Raw genomic sequence first — 19,422 nt, 5'->3', positions numbered from 1 at the left:
GGTCGCCCCCGGGCCGTCGAGGATCCCCGCGAGCCGTGACAGGAAGCTGCACCCAGGCCCCGGAAACGGTACCTCCCCTTACTGTTTCAGCCACGGTCGGCAGCGTAACCCTCACGCTACGTTTCACAGCTGACCGCATTTTGTCAACGAGTCCCCAGGTCAGACATGTTGCTGCCTACGGTTCCCCCGTGACCACACGCCATGCACACACGTTTCGGACATCCGGCACCGCATCTTCCAGCTACGAGACCGCCGATGCCCTCGTGTGGTGGTGGCTTATACAGGACGGCTGTTACAGCGCCGCCGATCTGGCTCTTCTGGACACCTTCGAAGTGGCGCGTGCGCACGCATTCAAATCAGCCTCACGGGCCGCTGAGTTTGTCAGCTCCCGCGCCGCCATTCGCCGCATCATGTCCGGAGTTCTTCGGGTTCCCGCCCGGGACATCTCAATAGGCCGCGCTCCCTGCGGAGGGTGCGGTGACACCGAGCACGGCCCGCCCGCCATAGTCCGGCCCGATATATCTCTGCGCATCAGCCTTTCCCACACGAAGGGGCTGGGCATGCTGGCCGTCTCCCCGCACCACGTCGGAATCGACGCCGAGCCCGTCCGCGAGGTCCCGGTCGCGGAGATCGCCGGTGTCGCGCTGACCCCCCTGGAGCGCGACACCGTACTGGCCGAGCCCGCCGGGCCCGGGCGCAGCCTCGCGTTCCTGCGCTGCTGGACCCGCAAGGAAGCGGTGCTGAAGGCGGCCGGGGTCGGCATCACCGACGAACTCACCCGGCTGGAGACCCACGCCGGGACGCCGGGACCGGTCGAAGTGACCACGCTCGCCCTCGGTACGCCGTCCACGTGGTGGGTGGCCGACGCCGAGGCCCCTCCGGGCTGGACGGCCGCGGTCGCGCTGCCGTCGGGCGTCGGCCGCAACGTCGTCGTGCGGCCCTTCTGACACCGTCCGAGTCCACGTCTTCCCTACCTCCGGCGCCGCGCGGGCCCTGTCGCCCCGCCGCGCCATCAGGCAACGGAGTACTTGTGAACACCGCACCTTCCCAGAGCACCGCCGACCTGCTCCTCGACGCCGCACGGCGTCACCCCGACAGCGGGTTCCGCTACTGCCCGGGTCCGGCCGACGGCGGCTTCCGGGACCAGAGCCACGCGGAACTGCTGCACGAGGCCCTGCGCGTCCTGACCGGGCTGCGCGCCCGCGGGCTCCGGCCGCGGGACAAGGTCGTGCTGGTCCTGGAGCGCCCGCAGGAGTTCATCACCGCGTTCTGGGCCGCCGTCCTGGGCGGCTTCGTCCCGTGCCCCATGGCGCCCCTGCGCGGCGACCAGGACCGCTGGGCCGCCCAGCTCTCCCATGTGAACGCGCTGCTGGACGGACCCGTGGTCGTCACGAACGCGTCACTGGCCGCTGAGCTGCCGCCGGTCGACGGCCTGGAGGTCGCCGTACTGGACGGGCTGTACGGTCCCGGTCCGGCCGCGCCGTACACCGGCGCCGGCGCCGACGACACCGCCGTCCTCGTCCTCACCTCGGGTTCGACGGGCAACTCCAAGGCGGTGATGCTCAGTCACTCCAACCTGCTGGCCTCGATGGCCGCCAAGAACGGCCACCACCGGCTGACCGCGGCCGACACCACGATGAACTGGGTCTCCTTCGACCACGTGGCCGCGCTGCTGGAGTGCCATCTCCTGCCGCTCTCCGTGGGCTGCCGCCAGCTCCACGTCGAGGCCCCGGTCATCCTCGGCGAGCCCCTGGAATTCCTGCGGCTCGTCTCCCGGCACGGCGTGACGATGACGTTCACGCCCAACTTCCTTCTGGGTCACCTCAATACAAGCACGGACCGCTTGAGGGCCACTGGAGAGCGCCTGGACCTCTCCGGCCTGCGGCAGATCATCAGCGGCGGCGAGGCCGTGGTCCGCGCCACCGGCGAAACGTTCCTGGAACGGTTCGCGCCGTACGGACTGGCCCCCGACGCCCTGTGGCCGGCCTTCGGCATGACCGAGACCTGCGCCGGGTCCGTCTACTCCCGGGAGTTCCCGCAGGCGGACCGCGGCGCGGAGTTCGCGGGCCTGGGGACCCCCGTGGAGGGCCTGCGGATGCGGATCACCGACCCCGACGACCGGCCGCTGCCGGCGGGTGAGGTGGGCGAGCTCCAGTTCACCGGCCCGATGGTCACCCGCGGCTACCACAACAACGAGGAGGCCACCCGGGAGGCCTTCACCGCCGACGGCTGGTTCCGCAGCGGCGACCTGGGCCGCGTGGACGGGGGCCGGCTGTCTCTCGTCGGCCGCAGCAAGGACAGCGTCATCGTCAACGGGGTCAACTACTTCAGCCACGAGCTGGAGACCGCCCTGGAGCAGTTGGACGGAGTCGCCGGGTCCTACGTCGCGGCCTTTCCCACCCGCTCCGCCGGGAGCGACACCGAGGAACTGGTGGTCGCGTTCCACTGCGAGGCACCCGAGCACGACGAGACGGAGCTGTACCGCGTGATCACCACGGTCCGGAGCAGCATGGTGATGCGGTGGGGCCTGCGCCCGTCCCTGATCCTGGCGCTGCCGCGGGAGGCGTTCCCCAAGACCAGTCTGGGCAAGATCCAGCGCACGCTGATGCGCCGCCGCCTGGAGGCCGGTGCCTACGACGCGGCCCGGGACCGGCTCTGCGACCTCACGCTGCGCATGCTCGGCGGATACACCGCTCCCGAGGGCGAGACCGAGTGGACCATCGCGGGGATCTTCGCGGAGATGTTCGACGCCGACCCCGCGTCCATCAGCGCCACCGCCAATTTCTTCGACCTGGGCGGGACGTCCTTGGACATCCTGCGCCTGCGCAGCAAGGTGGCCCGGCGTCTCGGCGTCGACGCCCTGCCGGTCATCACCGTCCTGACCTCTCCCACCGTCCGGGCGCTCGCCGCGCGGCTCACCACGGCGGCCGGATCGGCGCCGCGGGAGTACGACCCGGTCGTGCCGATGCAGACCGGCGGGTCCCGGACCCCGCTCTTCTGTGTCCACCCGGGAGTCGGGGAGGTCCTGGTCTTCGTCAACCTCGCCACGTACTTCGCGGGTGACCGGCCCTTCTACGCCCTGCGCGCCCGCGGCTTCAACGAGGGGGAGAAGCCGTTCGCCACCTTCGAGCAGATGGTGGACTCCTACGTCGCGGCGATCAGGGCCCGCCAGCCGCACGGCCCCTACGCCGTCGCGGGCTACTCGTACGGCGGCGCCGTCGCCTTCGAGATCGCGAAGGTGCTCCGCGCCGAAGGCGAGCGCGTCGACTTCGTCGGCAGTTTCAACCTGCCGCCGCACATCAAGTACCGCATGGACGAGCTGGACTTCGTGGAGACCGCCGTCAATCTGGCCTTCTTCCTGGCCCTGATCGACAAGAAGCAGGCGGGGGAGCTGCCGGGCAGCCTCCGCGGCCTTCCGCGCGAGGAGCAGGTGGCCCGGCTGCTGCGGCTCGCCTCCCCCGAGCGGCTGTCGGAACTCGACCTGGACAGGGAGAAGTTCGACGCCTGGGCGGAGGTGGCCGCGCGGCTCACCGAACTCGGCCGCGGCTACGAACCCAGCGGCACGGTCCCCTCGATGCACGTCTTCTACGCGACCCCGCTGCGCGGCACCAAGCAGGACTGGCTCGACAACGAGCTGCGGCGCTGGGACGAGCACACCACCGGGCCGAACCGCTACGTCGAGGTCCCCGGTGAGCACTACACGCTGATGAGCAACCGGCACGTGGCCACCTTCCAGAGCGTCCTGCGCCGCGAGCTCGACCTGGCCCTCGGCGACGCCGACCGGATCAGCGCCGCCCGCGCCGCCGCCCCGTACACCGCGACCCCGCAGGGAGAGAACAGATGAAGGGCAAGAAGATCCTGGTCACCGGCGGTACCGGCCAGGTCGCCCGGCCGGTGGCCGAGGCCCTGGCCGAGCACAACGAGGTCTGGTGCCTCGGCCGGTTCGGCGCCCCGGGCATCGAGCGGGCCCTGAACGAGAAGTCCGTCACCACATGGCGCTGGGACATGGACGACCCCTCCGGCGATTCCCTCAAGAACCTCCCGCGGGACTTCACCCACGTGATCCACTCCGCGGTCCGCCGCGGCGAGGACGGCGACTTCAACGCCGCGTCCGGGGTCAACTCGGTGGCCGCGGGCCGGCTGATGAGCCACTGCCGCGACGCGGAGGCCTTCCTGTACGTCTCCACGGGCGCCCTCTACGCCCGCCAGACCCTGGACCACCGCTACACCGAGAGCGACCCGGTCGACGGGGTCGCCGACTGGCTGCCCGCCTACCCCGTGGGCAAGATCGCGACGGAGGGGGCCGTACGGGCCTTCGCCCAGGTGCTGGGGCTGCCCACCACCATCGCGCGCCTCAACATCGCGTACGGGCCCGGCGGTTACGGCGGGGTCCCCATGCTGTACTTCAAGCGCATGCTCGCCGGTGAGCCCATCCCCGTACCCGTCGAGGGCCAGAACTGGTGCTCGCTGCTGCACACCGACGACCTCGTACGGCAGGTGCCCCACCTGTGGCGGGCCGCCGCCACCCCGGCGACCCTCGTCAACTGGGGCGGCGACGAGCCGGTCGGGATCACCGACTGCATCCGCCACATGGAAGAGCTCACCGGCATCGAGGCGCGCCTCGTGCCCAGTGCGGTCACCCGCGAGACCTACCAGTTCGATCCCACGCTGCGCCGAGCGCTGACCGGCCCCTGCGCCGTCCCCTGGCGCGACGGCATCCGCCACACCCTCGAAGCCCTGTACCCGCGGCTCGTCCGCCGGAACACCGACCACGGACTAGGACGAGCGGCATGAGCATCACCACCTGCGGCCCCCGCCCCACGCATTCGGACAACCTCGCGCTCATCCGCTGCGCCTACGAGGCCTTTCGCACCCGCGACGTGGGGGCGCTCCTGGAGACCTTGGCGCCGGACGTGGAGTGGGTGCACCCCGACAGCATGTCCGACTACGACCTGGGCGGTACCAAGCACGGTCACGCGGGCGTCAAGGCGTTCCTGGCGCACGCGCCGACCGTCGTGGGCGGGATGCGGCTGGAACCGCTGGAGTTCGTGGAATCGGGCGACCGGGTCGTGGTGTTCGGCGTCCGGCACGTCACATCGGTGAGCGGCCGGACCGAGCAGCTGAGCTTCATCCACTCCTGGACCCTGCGCGACGGCCGCGCCGCCCGGATGGAGGACGTCTTCGACACGGCGGCCTTCAAGCGCCTGATCGAGAACTGACCGGGGACGGCGCGGGAGTCTGCCGGGGGGCCGGTCCCGGGATCCGGCGAGGTGTCATCGGGTCATGGCCGCTGGAGGGCCGGTCGGTCGGCCGGCAGACCGAGCAGCGCGTGTCGGAGGCTGTTGACGACGATCCCACATTCCATTCTTGACAGGTCACACATGGACCTTCTATGTTTGACATGTCAAGACAGGAACAACAGCCCCGATCGAGAAGAGACCAGGCCATGAAGTCGAACCCGCTCCTCAGCTTCGCCCCCTGGATCGCCTTCTCCGAGGCGGCGGGCACCGGCCTCGCCCCCCAGTGGTCGGCGGCCCTCGCCGCCCTCGTCTCCCTGGCGATCGCGAGCCCGGCGCTGGTGCGCGGCAAGGTGATGCTGCTGGACGCGATGGGCGTGCTCACCTTCGCCGCGCTCTCGGCGACCGCCTGGATCGGCGGCCACGGGGCGCAGGTGTTCGTCACCGACTACGGCCGGACGGTCGCGACCGCCGCGCTGGCGGTACTGATCTTCCTGACCCTGCCGTTCATGCCCTTCACCGAGCAGTACGCCCGCCAGGAGGTCCCCGAGGCGGCCTGGAGCTCCCCCGTCTTCAAGAAGACGAACCGGCTGTTCTCGGCGGCCTGGGGCGGCGTGTTCGCCCTGATGACCCTGGCGCACCTGATCGCCCTGGCCGCTCCCGCCAACGGGGACCTGAACTGGATCTGCAACTGGGGCGTGCCGATCGCCTCCGTCGTCCTGATGTTCAAGTTCATGAAGCGCTACCGCGCCGAGCACACCCCGCGGCAGCCGGTCCTCGTCAAGCAGGCCGTGTGACGCCCTGACCGCGTGACGGCGGGCCCCCTCGGGCGTTGGTGTGGGGGAACGGCACGCGGGCGGGAGGAGTCGGGATGGCAGGGGTGGGGAGGCGGCGGTTCCTGGCGGCCGCCGGGATGGCGGGGGTCAAGGCCCTGACCGGGACCCCGGTCGCGGGCAGCGCGGCGGGGCTCGACGCGGCCAGCGCGGCCGGGTACGTCGACGTACAGCTGCTGAACATCACCGACCTGCACGGATATCTGAACGGGCCCCCGGCCCGGGACGCGGTGATCACGGGGGCGGACGGGGCGGCGTACACCGTGGGCGGGGTCGCCCACATGGCCACTCATCTGGAGCGGCTGCGGGCCGGGTGGGCCCATTCCTTCTTCTTCGCCCCGGGCGACCTGTTCTCGGGGTGGGAGTTTCCGGCCTTCACCCTGGCCGACGAGCCCACGATCGAGGCGCTGAACCGGCTGGGGCTGGACTTCGCGACCGCCGGGAACCACGAGTTCGACCGTACGCCCGGCTTCCTGAGCGGGCACATGGAGCGGGGCCTGCCCGCCGAGGGCGACGGGGAGACCAGCGGGTTCCCCGACGCGACGGGGGCGCGCTTCCACGGGGCGGACTTCCGCTACTACAGCGCGAACGCGGTCCGCTCGGCGGACGGGGCCGAGGTGCTCCCCCCGTACAACATCGAGTGGGTGAGCGCGCCGGGCGGACGGCTGCTGCCCGTCGGGTTCATCCATCTGACCACGGTGGGCACGGAGCGGTACCCGAACTCCTTCCAGTCCGGTCTGACCACCACGGACGAACTCACCGCCGCCGACCGGTGCGCCGCGCTGCTGAAGGCGCGGGGGGTCAACGCGATCGTGCTGAGCATGCACGACGGGGCGGTGGCCGGGGAGGCGTTCGACTCGGGGAGCGCGCCGAGCGGACCGGCCTACGAGCTGGCGCTGCGGGTGTCGGCGGACATCGACGCGATCGTCACCGGGCACTGGCACCGCGCCTTCACGATGATGCTGCCGGATCCGGCCGGGCGGCCGCGGCCGTTCGTGGAGGCGGGCTGTCACGGGCAGATCGTCAACGAGATCACGTTGCGGCTGGATCCGGTGACGGGCGCGGTGGTCCGCGAGCTGACCACCTCGACGAACCACCCCAACACCCGTGACGTGCCCGCCGATCCGGGCCTGCGGGAGGTGGTGGAGTACTGGAACGGGTACGCGCGGGAGCGGGCCGCCCGGCCCATCGGGCGCCAGCGGGCCCCCTTCCGGCGCCAGCTCTCGGCGGCCGGGGAGAGCACCATGGGGAACCTGGTGGCCGACTGGGCGCTGTGGGCGGCGGCGCGGGCGCCGGACTCCTCCGACACCAGTACGCGGCCCGGGAGTTCGGCGGACGCCCCGGTCGGGGTGGCGGACCTGGCCCTGATCGCGCTCGCCCCGCGGGCCGGGCGGAGCGTCATCAACACGGACCTGGTGGCGGCGCCGGGCGAGGAGACGGTGACCTTCGAACGGGCGTGGCGGGCGGTGGGGTACGGGTGCCCGCTGGTCACCGCCTCGCTGAGCGGGGCCCTGGTGCACGACGCGCTGGAGCAGCAGTGGGCGGTGGACACGCGGGGCGCCCTGACGTACGCGCCGCTCGCCGTCTCGGGCAACGTCCGCTACTCCTTCGACCCGGCGCGGCCCGCCGGGGACCGGGTCGCGCCCGCGGACGTGCTGATCGGGGGCGAGGCGCTGCGGCCGGAGGGGACGTACCGGGTGGTGACCACGTCGTACACGCTGACCGGACAGGACGGCTATCCGGCGCTGGGGGGCTACCGGGAACCGGTGCGGCACCGGCGGGACGTGGAGAGCTTCACGGCGTACGTCGCCGCCCTCGGCACCCTGGAGGCGGCGCCGACGGGCCGGGTGACGGCGAAGGGCGGGGCGGCGCTGGCGCCGGGGCGGGCGGGCCTGCTGATGCCGCTCGACGGCCCGCTGACGCGGCCCGCGCCGGTCGCGGCGGAGGAGGAGGCCGCGCGGGACGCGGGACGACGACCGGAGTGCTGAGGGGGGCCGCAGGCCGGGGTCCGGGGGCCGGTTCCGGGCGGGGCGGGGCGGTTCGGAGCGGTCAGCTTCGGTCCCGCCGGGCGGCGCCGCACACCATCCTGATCAACGGACCATCGTAGGATATTGATGATTTGTCATGATTCAGTAATCTTGGGCGTTTTACTAGAAAATGCTCCGCGTGCGGGCCAGAGTGTGGGTTCCCGGCAACAAGCCGGGGACCCGCACGTTCTTGAGGTGACATCTCCATGTCCGCTTCTCTCAGCACCCGCCGCGTCCTCGCCACCGTCGTGGCCTCCGTCGCCGTCCTCGGCTCCGCCGCCCTTCCGGCGGCCGCCGCCACCGGTGGCCACGGGCACGGCACGATGGCCAAGCACTCCACGATCATGATCGGCAAGGTGCAGTACGACAGCCCCGGCCGCGACGACCGCTCCAACCACAGCCTGAACGGCGAGTGGGTCGAGGTGAAGAACACCGGCAAGAAGGCTGTCGACCTGCGGGGTTACACCCTCACCGACAAGCAGGGCAACCGCTACCACTTCCGCGGTCTGCTCCTCGGCGGGCACGCCAGCGTCAAGGTGCACACGGGCAAGGGCAAGAACACCCTCCACGACGTGTACCAGGACCGGACCAGCTACGTCTGGGACCACCGCGACTCCGCCACGCTGCGCAACGACCACGGCCGGATCCTCGACAGCCGCTCCTGGAACCTGGGCAAGGGCGGCACGCGCCACGGCGGCCGCTGACCGTCAGGCCGGTTCGCAGGGCAGTTCGCGCCGGGCCCCCGTCCCTCGTTGGGACGGGGGCCCGGCGCGTGTCCGCCGTCGCCTGTCCAGCCGCGCGATGGCTTCCCTTTATCTCTTCCGTACACCCTGAGGAACGCCGCGCCGGGAAACACCCGACGCGCCGTCCCCCGGAGGACTCTGATGCGCCGTAGAACCAGTCTGGCGATCCTGCCCGCCCTTGCCGCGCTCATCGCCTTCGCGGGGCCCGCGGCGGCGGCGCCCGCCGACAAGCCGCAGGTCCTGAGCAGTTGGACGCAGACCAGCGCGGCCAGCTACCACGCCTGGCTCTCGGCGCGCGGGAACCAGGGCGCCTGGGCGGCGTACGGCTTCGACTGGTCGACCGACTACTGCTCCTCCTCCCCCGACAATCCTTTCGGTTTCCCCTTCAAGACGGCCTGTGCGCGCCACGACTTCGGCTACCGCAACCACAAGGCGGCGGGCATCTTCCCCGCGAACAAGTCGCGGCTCGACGACGCCCTGTACGCCGACCTCAAGCGGGTCTGCTCCGCCTACTCGGGCGTGAAGAAGGGTTCCTGCGACTCCACCGCCTGGACCTACTACCAGGCCGTCAAGGCCCTCGGCAGTTCCCCGGCGGTCGACAGCGGCGCCGCGGCCTGACCCGGTGGCGATGGACGTGAACCGACAGCTGTTCGCGGCGACCGCGCCGCACGTGCGGGCGGAGTTCCTCCGCTGCACCCGGGGCTGGGACCCGCGGGCGGCGCTGACCTCCGTCACGGTGCCCGCGGTGGCACCGCACGGGGAGGGCGACAAGGTGATCGCGAGCGCGCTGTCGCGGACCCTGGCGGACACCCTGCCCGGGGCCCGCTTCGAACCGGTGCCGGGGGCGGGACACATGCTGCCGCTGGAACGGCCGCTGCTGGCGGTCGCGGCCGTCGCGGAACTCTCCTCGCGGTGAGCGCGCCTCGGGAGCCGGGCGGACGATGATAGAGACCCTGCTGCCGCCGGGCGTCGCGTGCTCGGAAGCCTTCGACGACGCGGCGCCCGCCCCGCTGTTCCCGGCGGAGGCGGCGCTGATGGCGGGGCGCCGGGCGCGCAGGCAACGCCAGTTCGCGACGGCGCGGGCCTGCGCCCGGCGCTGCCTGGCCGATCTGGGCCGCTCCCCCGTCCCGCTGCTCCCGGGGCCGGGCGGCGCCCCGGGCTGGCCGTCCGGGGTGGTGGGCAGCATCACCCACTGCGAGGGCTACCGCGCGGCGGTGGCGGACCTGTCCGGCCGTACGTCGGCCCTGGGCATCGACGCCGAACCGGCGGGCCCGCTCCCCGAGGGTGTGCTCGGCATGATCACCTCGGCGGCGGAGCGCGCGCACCTGGCGGAGCTGACGGCGGCGGATCCGGCGACCCCGTGGGAGCGGGTCTTCTTCTCGGCGAAGGAGGCGGTGTACAAGGCCTGGTACCCGGCCACGGGCAGCTGGCTGGGCTTCCGCCAGGCCGCCCTCGCCCTGTCCCCCGAGGGCACCTTCACCTGCGTCCTGCAGCCGCCGCCCACCGCGGCCCCCGTGGACCCCCGCTACGACGGCCGCTGGCTCACCACCCCGGCCCTGATCCTGACGGCGGTCCACCGCGCGGACCGGCCCGCGGGTGTCGGCCAGCTCCACGGCGAAGGCGTGTACGTCTCCCTCGGGGAGGAGGAAAGCAGCTCGAAGGTCCATGACACGCCATCGCCCGGAAGGGGGACGCCCAGCGGGACGGCCGGGAGCCGGTCATAGTGCTGACTGTCCGGCGCCGCGGCGATGAGTCCGCCCGGCCCGGGCGGTCCCACTGTTGTCGCCGCCACAGGAGGAATCACATGGGTCAGCTGCTGAGGGTCCAGAACTTCATCGTCTCGTCCGACGGGTTCGGCGCCGGTGAGCACCAGAGCCTGGAGCGGCCGTTCGGCGACGCCGATCCCGGGGAGCTGTTCGCCTGGGCGGGGGCCACGGCGAGCTGGCCCATGCGCACCGAGGCCGGGGGCAGCCGCGGTCTCGACGACTACTTCGTGCGGGACTACGCGCGCGACATCGGGGCCGAGATCATGGGCCGCAACAAGTTCGGTCCCCAGCGCGGGCCCTGGACGGACCACGACTGGCTGGGCTGGTGGGGCGAGCGGCCCCCGTTCCGCACGCCGGTGTTCGTGCTGACCCACCACGAGCGCCCCTCGTTCACGCTCTCCGACACGACCTTCCACTTCGTCGACGACGACCCGGCGAAGGTCCTGGAACAGGCCAAGGAGGCGGCCGGGGGCAAGGACGTCCGGCTCGGCGGCGGGGCCACCACCATCCGGGAGTTCCTCGACGCCGACCTCGTCGACACCCTGCACGTGGTGGTCGCCCCGGTGCGGCTCGGCTCCGGGGTACGGCTCTGGGAATCGCCCGACGAGCTGCTCGACCGGTTCCACCTGGAGGCCGTACCCAGCCCGAGCGGCGTGACCCACCACCTGTTCTGGCGCAAGTGAGCGCACAAGCGGCCTAGGAGGAGCGCAGGACCACCGTTCTCGGGGGCTGGGGGGACTCCCGGGGCGTGTCCCGGGTGGTGCCCGCGCGGAACTCCTGGGGGCTGACCCCGCGGACCCGCTTGAAGGCCGTGGAGAGGGCGAAGGCGCTGCTGTAGCCGACGCGGCGGGCCACGCTCGCCACCGTGGCCTCCGGTTCGCGCAGCAGGTCGGCGGCCAGGGCCAGCCGCCAGCCGGTGAGGTAGGCGACCGGGGGCTCGCCCACGACCTCCGCGAAGCGGCGGGCCAGCGAGGCCCGCGAGACACCGACCTTGCGGGCGAGTTCCTCCACCGTCCAGCCGTACGCCGGGTTCTCGTGCAGCAGCCTCAGCGAAGGGCCGACCACCGGGTCGCTCTGTGCCCGGTACCAGGCGGGCGCGCCACTGCCGGGGTCCGCGAGCCAGGTGCGCAGTACGCCGATCAGGAGCAGGTCGAGCAGCCGGTCGAGCACGATCTCCTGGCCCGGTTCGTCCTTGCCGATCTCCATCACGAGCAGCCGCACCAGAGTGTCGCCCCCGGACCCGGCCGGGCGCACCAGGATCGTGGGCAGCGCGTTCAGCAGCCGCCGGCCGATCTCGCTGGGCGCCTGGTAGGTGCCGCTGAGCATGATCGCCGACCCGTCGTCCTGGAAGGCCTCACCCCAGGTCCGCACGCCCAGCGCCATGGTGTCGGTGACGTCCTCCCCCTCCTCGGTGCTGCACCGCTGCTCGGGGCCGACCGTGATCCGGACCGGGGTGTCCGCCCGGTCCGCGACCGTGTACGGCTCGGGGCCGCGGACGACCGTCAGGTCACCGGGCCGGATCAGTACGGGCGCGCCGCGCTCCGGGACCAGCCAGGCCTCGCCGCGCACCATGGTGACCACGGACAGCGGGGCCCGGTCCTCGACGCGCAGCGACCAGGGCGGGTTGAAGACGGACGTGAGCAGGAAGGCGCCCCGGGCCTTGGGGCCTTCGAGCAGACCGGTCAGCGTGTCCATGGGGCTTCCTTCCGCACTGGGGGGACGGCGAAGCGCCCGCTCTCCCGCGGCAGCGCCCGGCCCAGGGCCGCGAGGGCGGCCGTACAGGCCACGGTGCGCACGAGGTTGCCGCCGGTCCAGCGGGACCCGAAGCGGGACCTGGCGGCCCCGAAGTCGGCTCCCGCGCGGGCGAGTTGGGTGTTCAGCGGGATGTTGACCGCCGCCGTCACGACAAGCGACAGGGCGTACAGCGCGAAGGCCGTCCAGCCCCAGCGCGCCGCGTCGGGGCGGCCGCCGCGCTGCTGCTGCACGGCAGCGACGCCCGTGGCGAGGAACGCCCCGAGGAAGAGCAGCCCGAACAGCCCGTTGTCGATGGCGTCGTTGATGATGCGCATCGCGGTCACGTAGGTCTGGTCGTCACCGCGCCCCAGGCCCGGCATCACCGAGATGTCGAAGGCGAAGTAGAGCCCGGCCATCAGGCCGGTGCCCACGGTCGCCGCGACGAGTGTGGCCGATTGCGTGGTCGTGCTCGTCACGTCAGGAGTCCCTTCAGCGTCCGCTCGTACCGCCTGCGCAACAGCGTCGCACCGATCAGCCGGACCGGCGGTGCAATGGTGGAGGACACGTGCGCGACGGACTCCCGGCTCGAGCCGTCGAACATCCACGGCTGGAGGTACGTCATCACCCGCACCGGCGCGCTGGAGACCACCTTGCGCTCCTCCGCGAGGTAGGCCCGCTCCCCCATCCGGTCGAAGACCGGGAAGACCACGCGTTCCTCGTCGCGCAGGTGGCCGCGCAGGATCTCCTCGAAGGTCTTCGCGGCGGGCACCAGGCCGTCGCCGCCGCGCCCGACGGCGGTGGACACCGCGGCCATCGCCGCGTCCAGCTCCTCGTGGTCGTGGTGGAGTTCGCGGGCCCGCGCCTCGAAGTCGGCGTCGCGGCGGCGCAGTCCGGGCCACAGCACGTCGTCCTCGCTGGTGTGGTGCCACTCGATGACCTCGCGCAGCCGCTGCCACCACTCGGCGCCCGTGTCCCGCCAGGCGGGGGCGGCCGCGCGCAGCCGGGCGGCGTCGCGCCGCATCGCCATGTGCATCAGGGCGAAGCCGTGGAAGTGCGGGGGGAGCGCGGCCAGTCCGTTCTCGCTGGAGAAGGACGGCGGGGGTGTGGTCATCGGGGCCTCCTGCCGGCGGGGACGAAGTGCGGTCGTACGGGTGTGCCCGAGGTCGTACGTACGTCCCGCCGGGCCGTCCTGCCGGATGGCCGGGCGGTCGGCCGGTCGGGCGGTCGGCCGGTCGGGCGGTCGGCCGGTCGGGCGGTCGGCCGGTCGGGCGGTCGGCCGGTCGGACCGCGGCCGCACCGCACACCGCCGCACGCCGTCCGGCCGGTCAGGGATCAGACGTTCCAGACCCCGGTCGCCGCCGCCTCGCGGGCGAAGTCGGCGAAGTCCTTGGGCTTGCGGCCCAGGGCCTCCTCGACCCCGTGCGCCAGGTGCGCGTTGCGGCCGTCCAGGATCATGGTGAACAGGTCGGCGAACTCCTCCGGAAGGTCATTCTCCCGGAGCACCGCGCGGTAGTCCTCGTTGCTGACCGAGATGTAGGCGATCTCCCGTCCGGTGGCCTTGGACAGCTCGTCGGCGACGTCGCTGAAGCTGAGCAGGCGCGGGCCGGACAGTTCGTAGGTCTTGCCGATGTGCTTGTCGTCGGTCAGGGCGGCGACCACGACGTCGGCGATGTCGTCGACGTCGACGAAGGCCTCCACCGCGTCCGCGGTCGGCAGGGCGATCTCCCCGGCCAGGACGGGCTCCAGGAAGAAGCTCTCGTTGAAGTTCTGGTTGAACCAGCTGGCGCGCACCACCGTCCAGTCGGCTCCGGAGGCCTTGAGGTTGTCCTCGCTGACCTCCGCGGCCTCCTCGCCGCGGCCCGAGAGCAGCACCAGGCGGCGCGCGCCGCTCGCCACGGCCACCTCGGAGAACTCGCCGACCTGCTCGGCGGCGCCCGGAAAGGCCAAGTCCGGGTAGTAGGTCACGTACACACGGTCGACGCCCTCCAGCGCCGCCGCCCAGGTGTCGGGCTGGCTCCAGTCAAAGGCCGGTTCACCATGCCGCGATCCGACCCGGACCGGAAGGCCTCGTGCGGAGAGCTTCTCGGCGACGCGTCGGCCGCTCTTGCCGGTCCCACCGATGACGAGGGCGATCTGCGCGTTCTGCGCGTTCTGAGTCATGAATCCAGTCAAGTGCCGTCTCGCGAGACGAGCCATAGCCACAAAGCTCTCCTCCATACGCGTGCGTCTACGGGAACGGGCCTCGCGGCACGGGGCGAAGCGTGTGGCAGCGGCACGAACCCTGGAATCGTAGGCATGCCACACCCGGCCCGGCCACAGCCTCCCAAGCCCCCCTCGACCCCTCCTGGAGCCGTCCCCGAGGGGTTCTCGAGGCAGTCCCGAGCGGCCTTTGATCCGGTCCCGGCCCCGCTCCCAGCCGGTCCCCAGCGGCTCCCCAGCCACTCCCGACCCGTTCTGTACGCCGGGACTTGAGCGATTCTCCGGCGTCCGCCGACACCATCGGGCCGTGGAAGACCGCAGCGAGGTCCGGGAGGCCGCATGAACCCCACTCCGGAGCATCCGGAGCTCGACCGGTTGTCCGCCGACCTGGGCGGTCTGCTCGGCCGGATAGGGCTCGCCCCGGCCGCGGAGCGGCCGGAGCGCCGGGACCGCATCGACATCCGTTTCGCGGCCGCGGCAGCCCGCCACCCGGTCCGGATCGCCGCCAGCGACCCGGAGGAACAGGCGACGTACCTGGAACTAAACTGGCTCGCCGGCGAGATCGCGCGCAAGCTCGCGGGCCGTACGGGCCCCGGCTCGGCCGTCGCGGTACGCGCGCGGCGCTCCTGCACGGCCGCGGGCGCCCTCGTCGGCGTACTGCGCTCGGGGGCCGCCGCACTGCCGCTGGAGCCCGGGCACCACGCGGGGCTCCAGGAGTTCCTGACCCGGGACGCGGGCGCCGGGGTGGTCATCTCCGACACCGGGCTGCTGCGCGACGAGATACCCGTCGCCAAGGCGGGCCCGTTCGTCATCGCCACCCGCGCGGTGACCGGCGTACGCCGTGGACTCCCCCCGGACGCGGCCTTCCTGGCACTGCCCTCGGGCGGCGACCCGGGCCGGGCGCTGTCCGTGCGGCCGGTGAGCCACGGGGAGGTGCTGGCCTGGGTGGACAGCATCGTCCCGCTGCTGGACACGGGACCCGAAGGGGTGTGGACCTCCTTCCACTCGCCGGGCCTGGACCTGGGCATGCGCGAGATGTGGGGGCCGCTGCTCTCGGGCGGGCGGGCCGTGGTCGTCGACCGGGACACCGGGGCGGATCCGCGCCAGTTCGCCGAACTGCTGGAGGACCAGGAGGTGACGGTGCTGACGCAGCTCCCCTCGGGGCTGGCGCGGCTCACCGGTGCCGCCGCGCGCGGTACGACGCTGCCCGCGCTGCGCCACGTACTCCTGGCGGACGAGCCGGTGGAGGAGCGGGTGCCCGCCGCGTGGAAGGCCTCGGGGATCGCGCCGTGCGCCGTGCTGTGGGAGGTGTCGGGATCGCCGACCGTGCTGTGAGGCGGGGCGGAGGCGGCGGACGGAGGCGGAGGCGGACCGCAGCAGGCACTTCCTCGTCAAGGGGCGCTCGCCCGCGGAGCCGTGGACGGGGCGGCTGCGCGAGCGGGTGGCCTACCGGGTACCGGCCGCGCGGCCCGCCTGCCTGCCCGGTCCACGACCCGCTGTTCGCGCCCGCGGGGTCTTAACGGCGTTAACGCGTCACCGCATTGTCGGCGTTAACGGCGTTAACGGCGTTAACGCCCGCGGGCCCGGCGGAGGTTCAGCGCTCCTCGGGCGAGAGCAGCAGCCGCTTCTGCGGTTTTCCCATGGCGTTGCGCGGCAGGGACGCCACGAACCGCACCTCGCGGGGGCGTTTGTGCACCGAGAGGTGGGCGGCGACGAAATCGGTGAGTTCGGGTCCGGTGACCCCGTCGGCCACCACGAAGGCCACGACGCGCTGCCCGAGGTCGGCGTCGGGGACCCCGACCACGGCCGCCTCGCTGACGGCCGGGTGGTCGAGGAGGGCGTTCTCGACCTCGCCCGCGCCGATCCGGTAGCCGCCCGACTTGATCATGTCGATGGAGGCCCGGCCCACGATCCGGTGCACGCCGTCCTCGTCGACGGCCGCGATGTCGCCCGTACGGAACCACCCGTCCCCGGTGTACGAGGCGGCCGTGGCCTCCGGCCGGCCCAGGTAGCCGGTGAACAGCGTCGGCCCGGTCAGCTGGAGTTCACCGATGTCGGCGCCGGGCTCGGCCACGATCCGGGTACGGACCCCCGCGACCGGGGTGCCGACCGTACCGGGACGGGGCGCGCGGTCCGCCCGGCCGCTCAGGGTGATCAGGGTTTCCGTCATCCCGTAGCGCTCCAGCGGCGCGAGGCCGGTGAGCCGCGTCAGCTCACGGAAGACGGGGGTGGGCAGCGGCGCGCTGCCCGAGACCAGGAGCCGGGCCGTGGCGAGGGCCCCGGCGGCGGCCGGGTCGGCCGCGATCCGGGACCAGACGGTGGGCACGCCGAAGTACAGGCTGCCGCCCGCCGCCGCGTACGCGTCCGGGGTGGGGCGGCCGGTGTGGACCAGGCGGCTGCCGGTGCGCAGGGCGCCGAGCACGCCGAGGACCAGGCCGTGCACATGGAACAGCGGCAGCCCGTGGACGAGGGTGTCCTCGGCGGTCCACTCCCAGGCCTCGGCGAGGGCGTCGAGCCCGGCGGCGAGGGCGGCCGCGGTGTGGACGACGCCCTTGGGCGCGCCGGTGGTGCCCGAGGTGTAGAGGATCAGGGCCGGGTCGTCCGGGCCGGGGGCCTTCGTCCCGGTGAGGGCGCTCGCGGGCGCCCGGCGGGCGAAGTCGGCGTCGACGAGGACGGCGCCGGAGTCGCGCAGGATGTGCTCGCGCTCGGCGGGACCGGCGTCCGGCGGGACCGGGACCACCGGCACTCCGGCGAGCAGCCCGCCCACCACGGCGGCGACGGTCTCCAGGGAGGCGGTCGCGGTCACCGCGAAGGCGGGGGCCCCGGCCACGTCGGCGGCCACGGCGCGGGCCGCGCCGAGCAGTTCCTCGTACGAGGCGGAACGCCCGGCGACGGTGACCGCGTCGGCGCGGTCACCGTGGATTCCTTGCAAGGCCTTGAGCAGCAACGCGGGTCCCCTGTCCAGCGGCGGCGGTCACGTGATCGTCCGCACCAGGGTGTCAGACGGCGGACGGGCGGACCGGGAACACCCGTCCGCCCGCCGCCGTCCCACCGGATCCGCCAGGTCGTGTGGGAGAAGTCCCGCCTGGCCTCTCGGGCGCCCGACGCCACGTCTCCAACAGGCTCTAGATGATGCCCTGGGCGAGCATCGCGTCGGCGACGCGCTCGAAGCCCGCGATGTTGGCACCCGTCACGTAGTCGCCGGGGGCGTCGTAGCGCTCCGCCGTCTCGTGGCAGACCGCGTGGATGTCCCGCATGATCCCGGCGAGCTCCTGCTCGACGCGCTCGGCGGTCCAGGAGACCCGGGCCGCGTTCTGGCTCATCTCCAGGGCGCTGACGGCGACGCCGCCCGCGTTGGCGGCCTTGCCCGGACCGAAGGCGACACCGGCCTCCTGGAGGATCCGGACGGCTTCCGGGGTGGTGGGCATGTTGGCGCCCTCGGAGACGGCCTTGACGCCGCCGGCGATCAGGGCGCGCGCGTCCTGGACGTCCAGCTCGTTCTGGGTGGCCGAGGGGAACGCGACCTCCGCCGCGACCTCCCAGACGCGGCCGCCGGGCACGTAGCGGGCCGAGCCGCCGCGGCGGGCGGCGTAGTCGCTGACGCGACCGCGCTCGACTTCCTTGATCTGCTTGAGCAGCTCGACGTCGATGCCCTTGTCGTCGACCACGTAGCCCTGGGAGTCGGAGCAGGTCAGCGGGTGGGCGCCGAGCTTGTGGAGCTTCTCGATGGTGTAGATGGCGACGTTGCCCGAGCCGGAGACCACGGCGGTGCGGCCCTCGAGGCCGATGCCCTTGAGCTTCAGCATCTCGGCGGCGAAGAGCACCGCGCCGTAGCCGGTGGCCTCGGGACGGATCGCCGAGCCTCCCCAGCCGCGGCCCTTGCCGGTGAGGACACCGGCCTCCCAGCGGTTGGTGATGCGGCGGTACTGGCCGAACAGGTAGCCGATCTCGCGGCCGCCGACGCCGATGTCACCGGCGGGCACGTCGGTGTGCTCGCCGATGTGGCGCTGGAGCTCGGTCATGAACGACTGACAGAAGCGCATGACTTCGGCGTCGGAGCGGCCGCGCGGGTCGAAGTCGCTGCCGCCCTTGCCGCCGCCGATGCCGAGGCCGGTCAGGGCGTTCTTGAAGATCTGCTCGAAGCCGAGGAACTTCACCACGCCGATGTCCACGGACGGGTGGAAGCGCAGGCCGCCCTTGTACGGGCCCAGGGCGCTGTTGAACTCGACCCGGTAGCCGCGGTTCACGTGGACGTGCCCGTGGTCGTCCGTCCACGGCACCCGGAAGATGATCTGGCGCTCGGGCTCGCAGAGGCGCTCGACGAGGCCGGGCACCGCGTACTCGGGGCGGGCGGCGAAGACGGGGGCGAGGGTCTCCAGTACCTCTCGCACCGCCTGGTGGAATTCGGGCTGTGCCGGGTTGCGGCGTTCGATGTCCGCGCGCAGCGCGTCCAGCCTGGCCTTCGAGTCCTTGGGGTCCTTCACGGGCTCGTCCCTCCTCGGGGGTGTGGTGCGCACGGGGCGGTCGGGTACGGCGTCAGCCGCGCCGCCACGTCCCCGCGGACCGGAATTGGCTGTTCGGGGTGCGGTCCCAGCCGGAGGGTACCGTGCGCCGGAACTGCGCCGGCATGCCGTCCCACCTGCCGTCCGACCTGCGGAACAATGCCGAAAGTACTACGGCGGGCACCACGGTTTCGAGGGGGCCGGGAGGACCCCGGAGGATCCGCCAGAGTTCACGACCCGGACTTGTTCCTTTCGTCTTAGTGGTCGACGCGCGAAGTCCTTCGGGGGTTGATCAAGCAGTCGGTGCGGTGGAGGATTCTTCCTGTCGGTCGAGAGAGTGTCGGTCGAGTCTGGCCAGCAGATCGTCCAGGTCGGAGGTGG

The 19,422-nt window shown here is 72.6% G+C and carries 18 protein-coding genes; 12 read left to right on the top strand and 6 right to left on the bottom strand.

Going from position 1 to position 19,422, the window contains the following annotated elements; genetic code table 11:
- Positions 1 to 560: 560 nt before the first annotated feature.
- The 11 genes from QMF80_RS15695 (at position 561) to QMF80_RS15645 (ending at position 11,289) form a co-directional block, all read left to right on the top strand.
- The gene (locus QMF80_RS15695) at positions 561 to 947 is read left to right on the top strand and encodes a 4'-phosphopantetheinyl transferase family protein (protein ID WP_283453619.1); all 387 of its coding nucleotides are present in this window, start codon (positions 561 to 563) and stop codon (positions 945 to 947) included.
- An 83-nt stretch (positions 948 to 1,030) separates the two neighbouring features.
- Positions 1,031 to 3,844 (top strand): alpha/beta fold hydrolase, encoded by a 2,814-nt coding sequence (locus QMF80_RS15690; protein ID WP_283453618.1) that lies wholly within the window; start codon positions 1,031 to 1,033, stop codon positions 3,842 to 3,844.
- The gene (locus tag QMF80_RS15685; RefSeq protein WP_283453617.1) at positions 3,841 to 4,794 is read left to right on the top strand and encodes an NAD-dependent epimerase/dehydratase family protein; all 954 of its coding nucleotides are present in this window, start codon (positions 3,841 to 3,843) and stop codon (positions 4,792 to 4,794) included. The genes QMF80_RS15690 and QMF80_RS15685 overlap by 4 nt, the downstream gene beginning before the upstream one ends.
- Positions 4,791 to 5,219 carry a nuclear transport factor 2 family protein gene (locus tag QMF80_RS15680; protein ID WP_283453616.1) on the top strand — a complete coding sequence of 143 codons (429 nt, stop codon included), beginning with the start codon at positions 4,791 to 4,793 and terminating at the stop codon, positions 5,217 to 5,219. Before QMF80_RS15685 ends, QMF80_RS15680 begins: the two co-directional genes overlap by 4 nt.
- Before the next feature lie 227 nt (positions 5,220 to 5,446).
- Positions 5,447 to 6,034 (top strand): DUF3159 domain-containing protein, encoded by a 588-nt coding sequence (locus tag QMF80_RS15675; RefSeq protein ID WP_283453615.1) that lies wholly within the window; start codon positions 5,447 to 5,449, stop codon positions 6,032 to 6,034.
- A gap of 74 nt (positions 6,035 to 6,108) precedes the next feature.
- Entirely contained in the window at positions 6,109 to 8,058 is a 1,950-nt protein-coding gene (locus tag QMF80_RS15670) for a bifunctional metallophosphatase/5'-nucleotidase (protein WP_283453613.1), read from the top strand.
- 245 nt (positions 8,059 to 8,303) lie between these two features.
- Positions 8,304 to 8,801 carry a lamin tail domain-containing protein gene (locus QMF80_RS15665; RefSeq protein WP_283453611.1) on the top strand — a complete coding sequence of 166 codons (498 nt, stop codon included), beginning with the start codon at positions 8,304 to 8,306 and terminating at the stop codon, positions 8,799 to 8,801.
- A gap of 180 nt (positions 8,802 to 8,981) precedes the next feature.
- Positions 8,982 to 9,458 carry a phospholipase gene (locus QMF80_RS15660; protein ID WP_283453609.1) on the top strand — a complete coding sequence of 159 codons (477 nt, stop codon included), beginning with the start codon at positions 8,982 to 8,984 and terminating at the stop codon, positions 9,456 to 9,458.
- A gap of 10 nt (positions 9,459 to 9,468) precedes the next feature.
- Positions 9,469 to 9,756 carry an alpha/beta fold hydrolase gene (locus tag QMF80_RS15655; RefSeq protein ID WP_283453607.1) on the top strand — a complete coding sequence of 96 codons (288 nt, stop codon included), beginning with the start codon at positions 9,469 to 9,471 and terminating at the stop codon, positions 9,754 to 9,756.
- A gap of 25 nt (positions 9,757 to 9,781) precedes the next feature.
- Entirely contained in the window at positions 9,782 to 10,564 is a 783-nt protein-coding gene (locus tag QMF80_RS15650) for a 4'-phosphopantetheinyl transferase family protein (RefSeq protein ID WP_283453605.1), read from the top strand.
- 80 nt (positions 10,565 to 10,644) lie between these two features.
- Positions 10,645 to 11,289, top strand: a complete 645-nt coding sequence (locus QMF80_RS15645; protein WP_283453603.1) for a dihydrofolate reductase family protein — start codon at positions 10,645 to 10,647, stop codon at positions 11,287 to 11,289.
- Positions 11,290 to 11,302: 13 nt separating this feature from the next.
- Here QMF80_RS15645 and QMF80_RS15640 read toward each other — a convergent pair whose 3' ends face one another.
- From QMF80_RS15640 to QMF80_RS15625, 4 genes are all read right to left on the bottom strand, one after another.
- Complete coding sequence (locus QMF80_RS15640) at positions 11,303 to 12,301, bottom strand: AraC family transcriptional regulator (RefSeq protein ID WP_283453601.1); 999 nt, start codon at positions 12,299 to 12,301, stop codon at positions 11,303 to 11,305.
- Entirely contained in the window at positions 12,289 to 12,816 is a 528-nt protein-coding gene (locus QMF80_RS15635; RefSeq protein WP_283453599.1) for an anthrone oxygenase family protein, read from the bottom strand. Before QMF80_RS15635 ends, QMF80_RS15640 begins: the two co-directional genes overlap by 13 nt.
- Positions 12,813 to 13,451 carry a hemerythrin domain-containing protein gene (locus tag QMF80_RS15630; protein ID WP_283453597.1) on the bottom strand — a complete coding sequence of 213 codons (639 nt, stop codon included), beginning with the start codon at positions 13,449 to 13,451 and terminating at the stop codon, positions 12,813 to 12,815. The genes QMF80_RS15635 and QMF80_RS15630 overlap by 4 nt, the downstream gene beginning before the upstream one ends.
- A 221-nt stretch (positions 13,452 to 13,672) precedes the next feature.
- Positions 13,673 to 14,500 carry an NmrA family NAD(P)-binding protein gene (locus QMF80_RS15625; protein WP_283453595.1) on the bottom strand — a complete coding sequence of 276 codons (828 nt, stop codon included), beginning with the start codon at positions 14,498 to 14,500 and terminating at the stop codon, positions 13,673 to 13,675.
- A gap of 378 nt (positions 14,501 to 14,878) precedes the next feature.
- Here QMF80_RS15625 and QMF80_RS15620 point away from each other — a divergent pair, with 378 nt between their 5' ends.
- On the top strand, positions 14,879 to 15,874 hold the full coding sequence (locus tag QMF80_RS15620) for an AMP-binding protein (protein WP_283453593.1): 996 nt from the start codon (positions 14,879 to 14,881) through the stop codon (positions 15,872 to 15,874).
- A 259-nt stretch (positions 15,875 to 16,133) separates the two neighbouring features.
- Here QMF80_RS15620 and QMF80_RS15615 read toward each other — a convergent pair whose 3' ends face one another.
- Complete coding sequence (locus tag QMF80_RS15615) at positions 16,134 to 17,483, bottom strand: AMP-binding protein (RefSeq protein WP_283453756.1); 1,350 nt, start codon at positions 17,481 to 17,483, stop codon at positions 16,134 to 16,136.
- A gap of 181 nt (positions 17,484 to 17,664) precedes the next feature.
- Positions 17,665 to 19,023 carry an NADP-specific glutamate dehydrogenase gene (gene gdhA / locus QMF80_RS15610; protein ID WP_283453590.1) on the bottom strand — a complete coding sequence of 453 codons (1,359 nt, stop codon included), beginning with the start codon at positions 19,021 to 19,023 and terminating at the stop codon, positions 17,665 to 17,667.
- Positions 19,024 to 19,422 lie beyond the last annotated feature (399 nt).

The organism is Streptomyces sp. G-G2, assembly GCF_030063135.1.
Lineage (GTDB): Bacteria > Actinomycetota > Actinomycetes > Streptomycetales > Streptomycetaceae > Streptomyces.
This window is presented reverse-complemented; position numbering and strand designations above follow the sequence as displayed.

What these genes read in the sequence shown, in the direction of transcription:
- QMF80_RS15695 (WP_283453619.1), top strand. Translation starts at nt 561, where the DNA reads ATGCTGGCCGTCTCCCCGCACCACGTCGGAATCGACGCCGAGCCCGTC.
- QMF80_RS15685 (WP_283453617.1), top strand. Translation starts at nt 3,841, where the DNA reads ATGAAGGGCAAGAAGATCCTGGTCACCGGCGGTACCGGCCAGGTCGCC.
- QMF80_RS15680 (WP_283453616.1), top strand. Translation starts at nt 4,791, where the DNA reads ATGAGCATCACCACCTGCGGCCCCCGCCCCACGCATTCGGACAACCTC.
- QMF80_RS15675 (WP_283453615.1), top strand. Translation starts at nt 5,447, where the DNA reads ATGAAGTCGAACCCGCTCCTCAGCTTCGCCCCCTGGATCGCCTTCTCC.
- QMF80_RS15670 (WP_283453613.1), top strand. Translation starts at nt 6,109, where the DNA reads ATGGCAGGGGTGGGGAGGCGGCGGTTCCTGGCGGCCGCCGGGATGGCG.
- QMF80_RS15665 (WP_283453611.1), top strand. Translation starts at nt 8,304, where the DNA reads ATGTCCGCTTCTCTCAGCACCCGCCGCGTCCTCGCCACCGTCGTGGCC.
- QMF80_RS15660 (WP_283453609.1), top strand. Translation starts at nt 8,982, where the DNA reads ATGCGCCGTAGAACCAGTCTGGCGATCCTGCCCGCCCTTGCCGCGCTC.
- QMF80_RS15655 (WP_283453607.1), top strand. Translation starts at nt 9,469, where the DNA reads ATGGACGTGAACCGACAGCTGTTCGCGGCGACCGCGCCGCACGTGCGG.
- QMF80_RS15650 (WP_283453605.1), top strand. Translation starts at nt 9,782, where the DNA reads ATGATAGAGACCCTGCTGCCGCCGGGCGTCGCGTGCTCGGAAGCCTTC.
- QMF80_RS15645 (WP_283453603.1), top strand. Translation starts at nt 10,645, where the DNA reads ATGGGTCAGCTGCTGAGGGTCCAGAACTTCATCGTCTCGTCCGACGGG.
- QMF80_RS15640 (WP_283453601.1), bottom strand. Translation starts at nt 12,301, where the DNA reads ATGGACACGCTGACCGGTCTGCTCGAAGGCCCCAAGGCCCGGGGCGCC.
- QMF80_RS15630 (WP_283453597.1), bottom strand. Translation starts at nt 13,451, where the DNA reads ATGACCACACCCCCGCCGTCCTTCTCCAGCGAGAACGGACTGGCCGCG.
- QMF80_RS15625 (WP_283453595.1), bottom strand. Translation starts at nt 14,500, where the DNA reads ATGACTCAGAACGCGCAGAACGCGCAGATCGCCCTCGTCATCGGTGGG.
- QMF80_RS15620 (WP_283453593.1), top strand. Translation starts at nt 14,879, where the DNA reads ATGAACCCCACTCCGGAGCATCCGGAGCTCGACCGGTTGTCCGCCGAC.